General features: G+C 47.5%; 13 protein-coding genes. 4 read left to right on the top strand and 9 right to left on the bottom strand.

Annotated features, from left to right (window positions below; all coding sequences use genetic code 11):
- Positions 1 to 27: 27 nt before the first annotated feature.
- From B5X72_RS04690 to B5X72_RS04660, 7 genes are all read right to left on the bottom strand, one after another.
- Complete coding sequence (locus B5X72_RS04690; RefSeq protein WP_079715677.1) at positions 28 to 756, bottom strand: (Fe-S)-binding protein; 729 nt, start codon at positions 754 to 756, stop codon at positions 28 to 30.
- A complete protein-coding gene (locus tag B5X72_RS04685) occupies positions 746 to 2,056 on the bottom strand; it encodes an MFS transporter (RefSeq protein WP_176146098.1) in 1,311 nt (436 codons plus the stop codon). Before B5X72_RS04685 ends, B5X72_RS04690 begins: the two co-directional genes overlap by 11 nt.
- A gap of 135 nt (positions 2,057 to 2,191) precedes the next feature.
- On the bottom strand, positions 2,192 to 3,181 hold the full coding sequence (locus B5X72_RS04680) for a sugar phosphate isomerase/epimerase family protein (RefSeq protein ID WP_079715675.1): 990 nt from the start codon (positions 3,179 to 3,181) through the stop codon (positions 2,192 to 2,194).
- A gap of 6 nt (positions 3,182 to 3,187) precedes the next feature.
- The gene (locus B5X72_RS04675) at positions 3,188 to 4,906 is read right to left on the bottom strand and encodes a RagB/SusD family nutrient uptake outer membrane protein (RefSeq protein WP_079716009.1); all 1,719 of its coding nucleotides are present in this window, start codon (positions 4,904 to 4,906) and stop codon (positions 3,188 to 3,190) included.
- Positions 4,907 to 4,925: 19 nt separating this feature from the next.
- Positions 4,926 to 8,426, bottom strand: coding sequence for a SusC/RagA family TonB-linked outer membrane protein (locus B5X72_RS04670; protein WP_245826827.1), 3,501 nt, complete (start codon positions 8,424 to 8,426; stop codon positions 4,926 to 4,928).
- 407 nt (positions 8,427 to 8,833) lie between these two features.
- A complete protein-coding gene (locus B5X72_RS04665; RefSeq protein ID WP_079715673.1) occupies positions 8,834 to 9,877 on the bottom strand; it encodes a FecR family protein in 1,044 nt (347 codons plus the stop codon).
- 60 nt (positions 9,878 to 9,937) lie between these two features.
- Positions 9,938 to 10,519, bottom strand: a complete 582-nt coding sequence (locus B5X72_RS04660) for a sigma-70 family RNA polymerase sigma factor (RefSeq protein WP_139378534.1) — start codon at positions 10,517 to 10,519, stop codon at positions 9,938 to 9,940.
- Between the two features lie 166 nt (positions 10,520 to 10,685).
- Here B5X72_RS04660 and B5X72_RS04655 point away from each other — a divergent pair, with 166 nt between their 5' ends.
- The 4 genes from B5X72_RS04655 (at position 10,686) to B5X72_RS20735 (ending at position 13,881) form a co-directional block, all read left to right on the top strand.
- On the top strand, positions 10,686 to 11,831 hold the full coding sequence (locus tag B5X72_RS04655) for a PQQ-dependent sugar dehydrogenase (RefSeq protein WP_079715671.1): 1,146 nt from the start codon (positions 10,686 to 10,688) through the stop codon (positions 11,829 to 11,831).
- 58 nt (positions 11,832 to 11,889) lie between these two features.
- Positions 11,890 to 13,014 (top strand): cyclic dehypoxanthinyl futalosine synthase, encoded by a 1,125-nt coding sequence (mqnC, locus tag B5X72_RS04650; RefSeq protein WP_079715670.1) that lies wholly within the window; start codon positions 11,890 to 11,892, stop codon positions 13,012 to 13,014.
- Between the two features lie 30 nt (positions 13,015 to 13,044).
- Positions 13,045 to 13,596, top strand: a complete 552-nt coding sequence (gene scpB / locus B5X72_RS04645; RefSeq protein ID WP_317043100.1) for an SMC-Scp complex subunit ScpB — start codon at positions 13,045 to 13,047, stop codon at positions 13,594 to 13,596.
- Positions 13,597 to 13,683: 87 nt separating this feature from the next.
- The gene (locus tag B5X72_RS20735) at positions 13,684 to 13,881 is read left to right on the top strand and encodes a hypothetical protein (protein WP_079715668.1); all 198 of its coding nucleotides are present in this window, start codon (positions 13,684 to 13,686) and stop codon (positions 13,879 to 13,881) included.
- A 199-nt stretch (positions 13,882 to 14,080) separates the two neighbouring features.
- Here the strand turns inward: B5X72_RS20735 and B5X72_RS04635 are convergent, their stop codons facing one another.
- Entirely contained in the window at positions 14,081 to 14,419 is a 339-nt protein-coding gene (locus tag B5X72_RS04635) for a helix-turn-helix domain-containing protein (RefSeq protein WP_079715667.1), read from the bottom strand.
- 75 nt (positions 14,420 to 14,494) lie between these two features.
- Entirely contained in the window at positions 14,495 to 15,853 is a 1,359-nt protein-coding gene (locus B5X72_RS04630; RefSeq protein WP_079715666.1) for a UDP-N-acetylmuramate--L-alanine ligase, read from the bottom strand.
- Position 15,854 lies beyond the last annotated feature (1 nt).

Genomic DNA, 15,854 nt, shown 5'->3' with positions numbered 1-15,854 from the left:
AAATTAGGTTTTGTAAACATTGTCCTATCAGATATTTCCCCAGCCATGAGCCAACACATCGGCCAGATGCATGGTCCTGATAGGCAATTTGTGTTTGTCTATATACCCCTGGAGGTGTAATAAACACGACGAATCCGTGGATATGATAAAATCCGCCTCCATCTCCAACGCATGGTGTACCTTTTGCTCGGCCATGGCGCTGGATATCGCTTCAAACTTTACCGCAAACGTACCGCCGAAACCACAACACACATCGGTATCTTTCATCTCGACCAATTCCAAGCCATCAACCCTGCTCAGTAAGTGCCGTGGTTCATCTTTGATGCGGCATTCGCGCAGCGCCGAACAGGAATCATGGTATACCGCACGTCCTTCCAATTCGGCTCCAAAATAGTCCTTTTTAAGGATATTTACAAGAAAATCCGACAGCTCATGGATGTTTCCCTGGATAGCTCTGCAGCGGTTGTGTACCATCGTATTGGTAAACAAATCATTGTATGCGTTTTTAATCATACCGGTGCACGATGCTGACGGCGACACAATAACCCGATCAGGAGAAAAATCATGTAAAAATTTTTGGCCTATCTCCTTTGCCTCGTCCCAGAAACCCGCATTGTATGCAGGCTGGCCACAGCAGGTTTGCTCCGGATTGTACGTTACCCGGCATCCCGCTTTCTCCAATACCTTTATGGTATTGAACGCAGTCTCGGGAAACAACTGATCAATAAAACAGGGGATGAACAATTCAACGATCATTTTCAAGCGGCTTTTTCAATATCAACATCCTAAACAATAAAATCAACCCCATTACGAAAAACAGGCTTAGCGACAACGCTGAATAACGGATATTACGCGTCAGTTGCTCGATAAGCGCAAACGAAAACAAACCAATTACGATGCCTATTTTCTCGGTCACCTCATAAAAACTGAAGAACGACGCCGTATCCGCTTCGCCTGCAGGCAACAGCTTGGAATACGTAGAGCGTGAAAGCGATTGAATACCGCCCATCACTAAACCTACTAACGCGGCCAATATATAAAATTGCGTTTCGCTATCGATATAATAAGCGGCAACACATATCCCTATCCAAACGCAGACGACCAACATCAATACACGCACATTCCCGATATAACGGGCCAATAACGACATCAGGTAAGCACCGCCTATTGCGACGAGCTGAATAATCAGGATGGTCGCAATAAGTTTGGGTGCCCCAAGGTGAAGAACCTTTTCGCCGAATGCAGCTGCCACAATCATGACCGTCTGTACGCCCATCGCGTAGAAGAAAAAGGCCGGCAAGAATCGTTTGATCTGAGGAATTTCATTGACCCGCTTCCATACATCCTGTAACTCAGCAAACCCTTTGCGCAACACCTGGCTGGTGACACGCTGCCCATTACGCGCGTCTGTCGGCAATTTTACAAACGGTATTTGAGCAAAACCTATCCACCACACGCCGACCAACAAAAACGACAACCTGGGTGCGAAACTGGGATCAGTAATTCCAAACCACTCCGGCTTAAGGATAAAAACGAAACAAATAATCTGTATGGCGACGCATCCTACATAACCGTAAGCGAATCCCTGTGCACTCACGCGATCCTGCTGATCTGCGGTAGCTATCTGTGGCAAGTATGAATTATTAAACAAGACGCCCCCTACATATCCCATGGCGGCTAATGTGAAGCAGACTATCCCCCATTCAAGTGTTTCGAGCTTGAAAAAAAATAGTCCCATACAGGCAACCCCTCCCAGGTAAGTAAATGCCATCATAAACATCTTTCTATTGCCTTTGAAGTCAGCTACCGATGATAATATCGGCAAAATCACCGCCATGAACAAGTACGCAAACGACAGGGCAAAATTTGACAATGCAGTATTAACCACCTGAAATCCAAAGAATTCAACCCGATCTCCGTGTGCTTCCGTATAAGTGATGGCCGTGTAATATGCCGGGAAAATCGTGGAAGTGATGACCAAATTATATGCAGAATTTGCCCAGTCAAACATAGCCCACGCCCGTATAGTGGGTTTGTGATTTTTAGATGTAACCATGATGTCATTGAAAGGGCTAAGATAGGAAATAGTTAGGTTCGGGGGAACCCTCCAATAAAAAGGGGGGCTGAACAGCCATTACGCCTCAGGCACCCCCATCTGCGTGTTTGTATTAATAGTTAATCTTCAATTGGCCTATGCCATCTCCTGCCCCAACCGCTCAAGCATGGCTTTGGTTTTTGCAATGCCCTCATCGGCCGGAAGGTTATGCCCTTCATATTCAATGCCCACATATCCACTAAATCTGGCATCACGCATGAGTTTTAGGATCCGCTTATAGTCGATGCTGCTTTCATTTCCCTGTTTGTCAAAATCGTATGTCTTCGCGCTCACGCCTTTTGCAAAGGGCAACAATTCTTCGGTGCCTTTATAACGATCATATTCTTCTAAGCATTCGGCAGCCAGGTAGGCCTCGATGGTTTGCTCCGACGGCTCACTCCGGCGGATACAGAAGTTGCCGATATCCGGCAAGGTGCCGCAATTGGGCAACGCCACATCCTGCATCACTTTGCTCAGCCATATCCCATCGGAAGAGTAACCACCGTGGTTTTCTACGATGACGGAAATGCCATAATCCTGCGCAAACGAAGCCAGTTGCCGGAGGCTCTCCGTGACACGTTGGGCGACTTCGGCGGCTGTCCCCCTTCCTGCGGCATTCACACGGATAGCGTGGCACCCCAGAAACTGAGCGGCTTCCACCCATTTGTAGTGGTTTTCGACGGCTTGTTTGCGACTAATGGCATCCGCATCCCCCAAATCGCCCTCTAAGTCACACATAATAAGCACGCTTGTAATACCTTGATCGTCACACCTCCGCTTCATCTCTTTGAGGTATGCCTGATCCTCCGCCTTATCCTTAAAAAACTGATTGACATATTCCACGGCACTTATCCCGAATTTTTCCTTAGCATACGACGGGAAATCCAGGTGGTCTAACTGCCCGCCAAAAATCAACCGGTTCAAAGACCACTCTGCCAATGAAATCTTAAAGAATAACCCGTTACCGCCTTCTTCCGCTTTGGACTCCTGCCCGTCGCAGGAAAACAACGGCAATATGGCTGGGGATGCCACCGTTGCGGCAATCCCAGCGCCTATGTTACGAATAAATCTTTTCCGTGATATCATAAGTCATCAATATTCGTCGTGTTGTACCAATGCGCCCTGGCTTCGGTCTATCTGCTCTTGCGGAATTGGGAAATACTCATTCCGGGGTTGGAAAACCAAACCGCGGTAGGCCGATAGCAACTGTCCTTCAAACGCCGAATAGCTTTCCAACACTTCTTTGGCAATGCCCCAACGTACCAAATCGAAGAAACGGTGCCCCTCCAGCGCCAGTTCAAGTCTCCGTTCGAAACGTATGGCATCACGTGCGTAGTCGGCATTGGGAAACGACGGGTAAGGCTGCACGTTGTAGGCTGCCGCCGGCGCTCCATTCACTTGCTTGCCCGGCAACTGTGCTGCGCGCTCACGGATAGCGTTAACCAACGCCAACGCTTCTCCGAGATTACCGGCCTCCACCTGGCATTCAGCGGCCATCAGGTACACATCAGCCAAGCGGATAAGATTGACATTGAGCCCGGTAATCTGCAGGGTGCCTTGCACGGCATGCGTAGAGAATTGCGACTGCTCAATCATGTGCTTGGCGCCGACGAACGGTCCTGCATAGGCCGGGTCCCTGATCCAGCTGTCTCCCGGCATAATGCCCCAATCCCGGAAGGGAACACCACGACGGCCAACGGTATAATCCAACCGAGGATCGAAAGCGATTGTCCGATCCACTGCATAATTCGTTTTGGCATTGCCGGTAAGCCCGAAATCCGAGGTATAGGCATTGGTACGGTAACTTCCGTCCAGCATTGGAAGGCCTGCTGCGTTTACACGGAAAGCATTGACCAAATCAAATGTAGGCTGAAAAAAACCACAGCAATTGACCGGTGCATTGCCATAAAAGCCTCCAAGCATGTCGCCCACATTGGCATTGTCACCGCTTCCATCGGGGTTGATGGCGTGCTGTACAGCAAATATCGATTCCGGACCGTTTTCTCGGGTGACATCAAAGTTGTCTGTAAAAGGCAAGGTGGTGATATCAGGCCTAGCATCCATCACAGCTTCAAATAAGGGTAGCGCTTCGCTATGCCGCCCCAGGTATAGCAGCACTTTGCCGAGATAAGCCTGTGCCGCTATCCGATCGACACGACCTATCTCGCCAAGCGGTTTATCAGGCGGCAAATTGTCTACAGCAAAACGGAGGTCTGCCTCGATTTGTGGGTATACATCCGTATTGTTAGGAATGGTCACCGCGTCGGCTGTCGCCGTATTTTCATCCACATAGGGTACGTTGCGAAAAACCCGCTTCAAGAAAAAATAATAATGGGCCCGAAGCATCCGCGCTTCAGCAGTAATTTCGGTAGCCCGGCTATCGCTAAGCCGCTCCCCTGAACCGGCCTGTACCGCATTCAGCAGACGCAGCGTATTATTGCACCGTGCGATACCTTCATAATACCGGCTCCACATCACCGCCAGGTTGTCATTGGTACTGATAGCCTGGTGCGATTCAATTTGATTCATATTCGGCTGATCGCCATTGTTGCTGCCTTTGTGGGCATTATCTGCCGCTACTTCACCAAACAGCCATTGGCTCGGGGCTGACGCATAGTTTCCCCACGTTCCATTCACGTTGCCATTCAACAATGCATAAGCCCCCACTAAGGTCGCCTCTACCCCTTCCGGGTTTTCCAATTGAGCGGTAATCAGTTCGCCCTGTGGCACACGTTCCAAAAAATCACCGCTGCAAGCGGTAAATACACCAACTAATGTAAGACAGATGATATTATTTTTCAACTTTTTCATTTGTTCGCTCCTTAACATGTTAAAACCCTACACTAAGACCCAATAGATACTGCCTACCGACCGGATATATCCCGAAATCAACACCGAGTGCCGAAAAAGTACTGTTAGTTTGGCTCACCTCGGGATCCAATCCGGTATACTTGGTGATGGTAAACAGGTTGGTGCCACTTACATACACCCGTAAGTTCCTGACTTTTCCTTGGAACAGGCTCCCCCCAGGGAAGTTATATCCGATCTGCAGGTTTTTCATCCTGAAGAAGCTGCCATCCTGCACATAATAGCTGGATGAGGCCAGCTCGAAGTCGGAAGCACCACGGTATGGCGAATGGACCGTACCTGTAGGATTTGATGGACTCCAGGTGTCCAGCATGCGTACGCTGGCCGAGCCGTCAAACGTGCTGAAATCCGTAAAATATCGGGTAGCTTCATACAGATCATTGCCCTGTGAACCATTGAAAAACATGTTGATATCAAAATTCTTGTACCGGGCGCCGAAACTCAGCGAGTACAAAAAATCCGGATGGGGGTTGCCAATAATGGTACGATCAAAGGGGCTGATGACACCGTCCGGTGTGCCATCCGGACCGGAAAGATCAGCGTATTTGGGGCCTCCTACCCGCGCGCCGTCATACGATGGACTGTTGGCGATATCTTCAGCACTTTGATAAATCCCAGCTAACCGGTAGCCAAAGAACGACCCGAAAGGCGCACCGGGCCGAAGGATTGTCGTTTGCAAGCTGCGGTAATTGCCATACAGTTGCTCCGTAACCGAGGGCGCCAGGGACACAACCTTATTGGTATACTTAGTAAAATTGATGCCCACATCAAATTGGAAAGGACGGTTGTCTCGCTGGCCATGGTGGTAATTTAAAGACAATTCAACGCCCCGGTTTTCCATATCGCCAATATTGATGAATGGCGAACTGCCCATACCCCCTGCTGCCGCAGGGAGTGGCACCGGATACAGCATGTCCGTCGTTTTACGGGTATACCAGTCAAACACACCGTCAAACTGACCGTCAAACAGCGTAAAATCCACACCGAGATTCAACGAGTTTACCTGCTCCCATTTGACGGCAGGATTGTCATACGCATTCTGCCATACCCCGGTCGTCAGCCCACTTCCCTCCATCGGGTAAGACGCCGACGGGATAGAGACCTCGTAGCGTCGTAGATACTGGAATCCCGGAATGCGCTGGTTGCCGGTTACGCCATAGCCAGCCCTCAGCTTCAAATCGGTTAACCATTCGGCATCATTGAGAAATGTTTCCTCGGAAACACGCCATGCCACACTGGCCGCTGGAAACACACCGTATTTATTTTCGGGGCCGAAGTTTGAAGATCCGTCCCGCCGAACTGTGGCGCTGAGCAGGTAGCGGTTATTAAACGAATAATCTGCCCGACCGAAAATGGAAAACATGGACCAAATACTGCCCGAACTTCTGTTACTGATATTGCTGGCTCCCCGCGAGAGGTAATAAAAATCCAGGTTGCCCAACAAAAAGAAGTCGTTTCTGGCGCCCCCCAGCTCGCGTGCATTTGAACGAATGGCCTCCGTACCAGCCATCACCGTCAGATCATGTAGGCCGCCCAACGTCCGTTTATAAGTGAGCGTATTTGTCCAAGTCCAATCCATCGAGAAGCCTTGCCATTCATCTAGGTTATTGGCATTGCTGCCTTCTGAGAACTCCAAATTAGGATACCCGATATTCATTCCGTTGTAGTTTTCATACCGCAATCCGAAACTGGTACGTGCGGTCAGGCCGGTCACTACATCCACTTCGGTAAACACATTGCCGAAGAAGAAATTCCGGCGGCGTTTATTGTCTTTGGCGCGGTACAACATGGCTACCGGATTCTGCGCATTGCCAAGCTTATCGCCCCGGCTACCTGCGAAGTTGCCCATCTCATCATAAACCGGTATGATGGTCGGGATACGGTATGCAAATCCCAATGCGCTGCCTTCACCCTGGTAATCTCCCGCCACGTTAGGATTCACGCCTACACCGAAAAACTCCTCGTAGCTGTATTGCAGATTCTCGCCGAAACGCACCCGTTCATTTAATGCCGAAAAAGTGGTATTCGAACGCACATTGAATCGCTCAAAATTCGTGTGCTTGACGATACCTTGCTGCTCCATGTACCCACCGGAGATCGAATAACTGGCGGCCTCCCCACCCCCGCTCACATTCAATTGATAACTTTGTATCGGTGCATTGCGTGTCATTTCTTCAAACCAATTGGTACCTGCATGATTGGCTCGTGTGATTTGATAGAACGTACCCGGGTCGCGGCTGTAGTTGTAATTTGCCAGATCTGCATCGGCCGCCGTTACGTTATGGCCAGTGGCTGCCCCGGCTACCAGATATTCTGGCAGTTGGATAACGCCGTCTACCAGCCTGTAATTGTTACCGGTAGTCTCCGAAGTGCCCGGCGTAAAATTAGGATTGTTTTCAAAGGACTGCCACAGATAATTGGCATACTGTGTCGGGTTCATCATTTCGGGGAAAGCCTCCCGCCGGGGATTCTGTGTACCGTAGTACATATCCAACGAAATTTGCGGTGCTCCTTTGGCCCCTTTCCTGGTGGTAATAATGACCACACCGTTATTTGCACGCGCTCCATAGATAGAAGCGGCAGAGGCATCCTTCAGTACCTGCATACTTTCAATGTCGTTCTGATTGAGCCAACTCAGCTTTCCTTCGTAAGGTACGCCGTCGATGACATAGAGCGGATCGTTGTTATTGATGGTACTAAAGCCACGGATACGGATTTGCGGAGTAGCCCCCGGTGCACCGTCACTGATGATTTGGACTCCCGTGGCTTTTCCCTGCAAGGCCTCAACAGGGCTGGCTACCGGCTGTGCCTTGAGTTGATTGACATCAACAACGGCCACGGAGCCTGTCACATCTTTTACACGCTGTGCGGAATAGCCGGTGACAACCACCTCGTCCAAGGTACTAAGTGATGGACGCAAACTGATGCTATAAACTTGTTTGTCCTTGTCTACCGTAAATTCCTGCGCGGCAAAGCCAATATAGCTTATCTCAACCAATTCGCCAGGATTGACAACCAGCGAAAACTGGCCGTTATCATTGGTACTGGTACCTCTGGTTGTCCCTTTTACCTTAACGGCAGCGCCCACTATGGGTGCATTGTCCTGGGCATCGACTACCGTTCCGGTAATCGTAAAATCTTGGACCATACTGAACAGCAGCACTTTATCATGCGCTACTTTATACGTAATTCCTACAGGTTTAAATACCCCTTCAAGCACGTCGGACAACGCCCCCTGAATGGTCGGCACTTTAATCCTTCGATCAGCCTTGATAGCAGATGAGCTGTAGATAAAATGTACTTCCGATTGCTCCTCTAAGGCTGCTATCACTTCTTTGATGGTAATACGCTTGGCAGAAAATGCGATCCTTTTATCTAAAACACCCTGTGCATCAGCCTCCTTAGCATGGGTGGAAAATGCCACAGTCAATGTAGTGAGGGCATATAAAAAGGTTAGTCTCATCGCTATCTTGGTTAAAGCAACAATTCGTTCTTTTTTCATACTTTTGAAAAATTATGGTTCGTTAAACAGATTTCTTGAACTGTAAAATTTCCGGAAAACATCACTTCCGGATGTAGCCGGCAATACCCCCATATTGCCGGTTTTTTTTAAGGCTATGTCTCTGGTTTTTTCATAATTGTGTTTGTTTAATGGGCGTAAGTACCCCTTGCCCCACCATCTGTCGGTGGGAATGGTCAAAAAACAGCACTCAGCACTTTGGTGATGCCAAGCGCACTACGAACAACAAGTTTGGTACAATAAGGCAGCAATACTTCTTTATTGCCGGTAATTAGTTAATGAGTTAAGTCTTATCGTCTTTCATATCGTTTACAATTAGTGTGTTTGGGATAAAATTTGTGTTTATTGGGTCAATGTTTGTTTCTCAAAAAAACCGTGGTGCCTTGGGTCTCATACTGCGTATCGGTGACCATACAGATGATATCGAGTTGCTTGAAAAGCCCGATACCACTGATATCCCCTGTAAAGGTGATTCCTGCCAAGCTACTGTCTGCCACGATGTCCAGTGCATAAAGGTCGCTAAGTGTTTTTGCCAACGTCGTCATCGGAATGTCTTTAAACGTTTCATTTCGGATAGCATCCACCTGTTCGCGAACCGGCAAAGGGTTTTCCATGACGGTTTCTTCGATGGTTTTGGATTGCAGTACCGCACGCTGATTAGTGGTGATGGATGCTTTCTCCGGAGCAGCAAGGATTCGTTTTACCAAGTTGCGGCTACCTTGATTATAAAATACGTCTACTTTACCTGAATAAACAATCACTTCGCCGTTGGCATTTCCTTTAGGAGCCTTGATTTTAAACTTGGTCCCCAGCACTTTTGTGATCATCCCTTCGTGAAAAACCCAAAATGGGTTTTCCGAATTAGCAGCCACAGCAAAAAATGCGTCGCCAGCCAATCGGACTTCCCTGTTTTTTTCTTTAAAGCGTTTCGGGTATTCGAGCAACGCCCCCGGGTAAAGTTCAACCAACGACTCATCGGGTAGAATGATATTCATATGGTATTCGGTGTCGTTCTTCACCGTGATTACCTGCCCATCCGGCATGGGATCGGTTGCAAACGAAGGGCTAACCGGATAACAAATAATCCTTAAGTATATGAATATACCAGCCCCGATGAGAAACACCACTGCAGCAGCGGCGGCCAACCATAAGCGCAGCCGCTTTGATGAGAAGGTTGACGGACGCACCGTTGCCTTATTTTCCGGCAAACCGGCATTCATCTGCTGGTGTATTTTACGCCAAATGGCATCTTCGATGGCATCCAGGTTTTCCGGATTGATTTCTTGGTGTTCATCCAGCATATCATACCAGTGATGCACCAACTGTTGTTCAGCAGGCGTACATTGCCCATCCAGGTAGCGCTGCAATAAACGGTGAAAGTTTTCCCTACTCATTGATAAATACCTATAGGTATATAGGGTGTCTATCAAAACGGCGAAATCCCTAAAACTATTTTAAAAAATTTCCCGAAAAAATAAGGCAATGGGAAGAAAGTCCTTTAATGCCAAACGCATCATCTTGAGAGATTGCGTGATATGGTATTCCACCGCTTTTTCAGACAGGTTTAGTTTGCGCGCTATCTCCTTCACGGAATAATGCTCGGTGCGGCTGAGCGTATAGACGGTTTTCGTTTTGGGCGGCATCATGGCTACCCCCTTGTCTATTGCCTCATTCAATTCCTTTATTCGCATAGAGACCTCCACCGGATTTTGCAAATCACTTTGTTCGCGCTGCAAATGATGCACATAGGTATCTTCATGGAATTGGGATTTCAGGTACGAGATAAACTGAAAACGTACGGCAGCTGCCAAATAGGCACCCACATTTCTGACCATCGAAGACCGGCGCTTTTCCCACAACGAAACAAAAATGCTTTGCGTCAAATCCTCTGCCAATGTTGTATCTCCCGAGCGCCTCAAAACCAACATATAACATTTTTTCCAATACCGCTTATACAGCGCTTTGAAAGCCACTTGGTCGTCTTTGCTTATGCGTTCCAGCAATTCAGCGTCCGTTTCAATGTTTGGTTTGTTCAACAAGGCTCTTGTACAATTGGTTATACAAACTTAACATTTTGATTACAAATTTGCAAGGGGGCATTAAATATTCACGAAAATAAGCGATAACTTTCATTCGACGATAGTCCGATCAAAACGACAGATATTCCTATCTTTGACTGATAGACAACCACAAACATAAAGCATGAAAACGCCAGGGCTATTATATATAGCTGCTATAGCTGTACTGTGTCCGGCATGTGCCGGCGATGGGCAACAAAGCGACCAACAAGTTACTGCGGATCGCCTGATAACGTCTGAGAAAGCAAGCTTCCGCATTGATACACTTCGCACAGGACTTGAGAATCCATGGGGAATGGTGTGGCTGCCGGATGGTCGCGTACTCGTTACCGAACGGAAGGGCGAAATACTCGCGCTGGGAAACGATCCTGGCAAGACAGAAAAACTCAAGGGATTCCCGGAAGTCTACGAACGTGGGCAAGGCGGACTGATGGACATCCAGCTCCATCCGTATTATGCTAAAAATGGATGGATATATGTAACCTATGCCCGGCCTGGAAAGGAAGGGGGCAGTACAACACTAGCCCGCTTCCGATTGACAGGCAACGAAATTATCGACTTTGAAGCACTGTATCAAACCACCCCCCTATCAACATCCGGTGTACACTTCGGAAGCCGCATTGTATTTGACGAGGCCGGCTATCTGTACTTCAGCACGGGCGAACGGGGCATCAAAGCAAATGCACAGGACCTCACCAACGATATGGGCAAGATACACCGGCTGCATGACGACGGCCGGATACCGAGCGACAACCCGTTCATAGATCATCCGGCGGCCAAGCCGAGTATTTGGTCGTATGGACACCGCAACATACAAGGCATGGCCTACGACCCTGTAAACCGTATTCTCTATGCAACTGAGCATGGTCCCCGCGGCGGTGATGAACTCAACATCATCGAAAAAGGCAAGAACTACGGCTGGCCGATAATTACCTACGGTATCGATTACAGTGGCGCAATCATTTCAGAATTGACAACCAAAGAAGGCATGGAACAACCTATCCATTATTGGACGCCGTCCATTGCCACCTGTGGATTATTGTATTACACCGGCAACCGTTATACGGACTGGCAGGGCAACCTATTTTCTGGAGCATTGGCGCAAACGCACATCGCACGTATTGAAGTGACCAATGGCATCTACAAGCATGAGGAGCGACTACTTGCCGGTATCGGGCGCGTACGCCATATCGCGCAAGATACGGATGGCTTTATCACGGTGCTCACTGAGGGGCCTGGTATACTGCTAAAATTGGTTCCAGCCGAATAAAATTCAACGCGTTTCAAAAAGCTGTTGCGTTTATCAAAAACTGCGTATCTTTGCGTTCATGAATGTTGACAAATTGCTAAGCCGGGCGTTGGAATTCGAGTTTCTCTCCATTGACGAAGGAATCTATTTGTACAACAATGCCACGATAGCCGACTTATCGTACGTAGCAAACGAGTTACGAAAAATACAAGTTCCTCACGGCAAAGTGACCTGGCAAATCGACCGTAATGTCAACACCACCAACGTATGCATTGCCAACTGCAAGTTCTGTAATTTTTTCCGCAGGCCGGGGCATGAAGACAGCTACATCACCGACATCGAGACTTATAAGCGGAAAATAGAAGAGACATTCCGCTATGGTGGCGATCAACTACTCTTACAGGGGGGGCACCACCCCGATTTGGGACTGGCATTCTATACCGATCTCTTTCGGGAATTGAAATCGTTGTACCCGACACTGAAGCTGCATTCGCTCGGGCCTCCCGAGGTGGCGCACATTGCCAAGCTGGAGGGCATGAGCCATATCGATGTACTCCGTGCGCTGAAGGATGCCGGCCTCGATTCGTTGCCGGGAGCCGGTGCGGAAATCCTAAATGACCGGGTAAGACGGCTTATATCAAAAGGTAAATGTGGCGGCCAGGAATGGTTGGATGTGATGCGTGCTGCCCATCAGATTAACCTGCCCACATCGGCGACCATGATGTTTGGGCATGTTGAAACGCTCACCGAGCGGTTTGAGCATTTAGTCTGGATCAGGCAAGTACAGGAAGAGCGCCCCGCAGGGGCTTATGGTTTCATCGCTTTCATTCCGTGGCCATTTCAGGATGATGGCACGCTGCTTAAGCGCCTTCGTGGCATCCGCAACAATGTCACCGGCGAAGAATACATCCGTATGATAGCGCTGAGCCGGATTATGTTGCCCAACATTAAGAACATCCAAGCTTCGTGGCTCACCGTCGGAAAACGCGTGGCTCAGCTTTGCCTACATGCCGGAGCCAATGACTTTGGGTCCATCATGATAGAAGAAAACGTGGTATCAGCAGCCGGCGCTCCCCATCGGTTTACTTCTAAATCCATTCAAGATGCTATCCGCGAAGCTGGGTTCGAACCGCAGTTACGCACACAGAAATACGAATTCAGGGAATTACCGGAGGCCATGGAAGAACAAGTTATCAATTATTAATCGCCCACAAAGGATTGGATTTTGGAAAACTTGAATCAACAAATTGAGGCCCTTATTTACGCTTCCGAATATGGCATCGGCATATCAGAAATTAAACAAGTCCTCGAGTCAACCACAGGTACGGATATCGAAGAACATATGATTGAAGCGGCATTGGAGTCGATTCGGGTCCGTTACCTCCAAGAGGAATATGTGGTTGAACTGAAAACCATAAACAATGGGTATCAATTTTTGACCAAACAGCATTATTACCAAACGGTCAACCAGCTCCAAACGCACCGTGCAAAAAAAAAGCTCAGCCAAGCTGCGCTGGAAACATTGGCCATTATCGCTTACCGACAACCAATTACCAAATTGGAAATCGAGCAGATCCGCGGTGTTAACTGCGACTATTCCATACAACGACTGCTGGAAAAGGAACTTATCAAGATAGTTGGCAAAGCCGATTCGCTGGGCAAACCTCTGCTATATGGCACGAGCGATTTATTTATGGATCACTTTGGTATAACCAACACAGCCGGCCTGCCAAAGCTCAAAGAAATCATCCAGGAAGACAACGCCATAGGTGAGATAAGCGAATGAGGATGAGGGAGATATTTTTTTTAAAAAAAATGTTTTAAAATCAAAAACTTGCTATTTTTATCCTGAATAAAACAACAATATCTTTTAATGATGATTATGAAAACGCCAATGATGCACGACAATGATTTAGCGATTATGGAGGATGACGTTTTGGTCGCTTTTGACGGTGGGCCCGATGATGATGACGATTCGGACGATCTTTTTGAGGATGAGGATAATTTTGAGTTGGATGAGTTTGACTCGTTGGATGAGTTCGATGACTTCGATGACGACGATGATTTTTGACAAAAAACACCCTCACATCATATTGAAAGTAAACCCTTACCTGACACCACAAATGTAGGCTTCGATAAGCTGCTTCGTTTGCCGGAGTAGCAGCACTGAAGCCCATTTTGAATCCATACTACTTCATCACATCTACTATGTATGACCCGCGTCATGATAGTAGATGTGTTTGGCTATTAAAAGAATTTGCAATAAAAAACTACTCTGCCGCTTTTTTATGCAATAGTTCGTAAAGTTCAATCACTTTTTTCTGCAGCTCGATTACTTCCGCGTCCCGTTCCTGGAGTTTTTTGTTGGCGATCGCCAATTCTGAGATATATTTTTTCTCTTCTTCAGAGTCGTTTGTAGCTAACAGTTGTACTACAGACAAGCCAAACAATCTGGATATCTGGTCTAGCCGGGATAAGTTGACGTCCGTGATGCCGGTTTCGATTTTGGAGAAAGCCGGTATCGATATATCCAATCGCTTGGCTACATCTTCCTGGCTCCACCCTTTTTGGTGTCGTAATAATCTGATTTTTTTTCCTAATGCATTCATTGGTAAGATGATTGTTGAAACTTAATGACTATCTAATGCTTTCTTTAATTGGAAATCTAATGTAATTAATATTTTTTATTTATACAAAAATTTATCGGCAAAATTAACAAGATTCACACCACCGTAATTTCCTGAACTCATAAACAATAAATTCTTTCCAGCCGGGTCCATTTCCACAAGATACTGTTTCATGCCATCAATACTGTTGAAATATATCAAATTGGGTTGATTAAACGCCTTCTTAAGCGCATCTTCCGAGATCGCCTCGGCATTTTTCTGTTTCAACCCTTCCTGATTGATGAATACCGCCGGATACTCTGCTTCCTGCATGGTATCCATATACTCATTCAAATATGCCTTATTAAGGCTGCTGTATGTATGCAACTCAATAATAGCCACCAATGCCTTGCCCGGAAATTGCTCTTTAAGGGCGTGTATACTTGCTTTTAATTTGGTGGGCGTATGGGCAAAATCCTGGTAAACCACACTATCATTATTGCTGGCAACGTATTCTAAACGCCTTGAAGCCCCTTTAAATTGTTTTATTGCTTCATAAAATGCCTCGCGCTCAACACCTAACCACTCACAAACCGTAAATGCAGCTGCGATATTAGATAAATTGTGCCGGCCGAAAACCTGCAGCGGGATATCGCCCAAGTGGGTATGCATATATGTGATTCCTTTATTGATAGTGTATTCCGGGGTGCGATAGCCATGTTTGTTGATCTTAGATTGGTCCTCGAGTACAAGTTCTTGAAGCCGTTTGTCTTCTTTATTATAGACCAATGTGCCTTTGGGTTCGATACTTTTAATGAAGAGCCTGAATTGGGTCACATAATTTTCAAACGTTGGAAATACATTGACATGATCCCAGGCGATGCCGCTGATCAAGGCAATATGCGGGCGGTATAAATGGAACTTCGGGCGTTGATCAATGGGCGAGGCCAGGTATTCATCACCTTCGATAATCATCAGGGGCGCATCTTTGGTGAGGCGTACCATGTACTCAAATTCATCGAGTTTAGCGCCCACCAGGTAATCGAAATCCCGCCCGATGGATTTTAACACGTGCATAATGATACTGGTGATGGTCGTTTTGCCGTGGCTCCCCCCTATCACGACCCGCGTTTTATCCATCGTTTGCTCATAGATAAATTCCGGATACGAATAAATACGGACACCCAACTCCTTCGCCTTCAATAATTCGGGATTGTCAGCCTTTGCATGCATTCCCAATACTACGGCATCGATATCGGCCGTAATATGTGCCGGATCCCACCCTGGTTCGGGAAGCAACCCTTCGTTGGCCAGGTTGGTGCGCGACGGTTCATAGATGTGGTCGTCAGAACCACTCACCATATACCCTTTTTTGGCCAGTGCAATGGCCAAGTTGTGCATAATGCTACCGCCAATAGCAATAAAGTGTACACGCATA

Origin of the sequence: Parapedobacter luteus (assembly GCF_900168055.1) — a bacterium.
Lineage (GTDB): Bacteria > Bacteroidota > Bacteroidia > Sphingobacteriales > Sphingobacteriaceae > Parapedobacter > Parapedobacter luteus.
The sequence above is the reverse complement of the archived record's forward strand: the minus strand, read 5'-3'. Positions and strand labels throughout refer to the sequence as shown.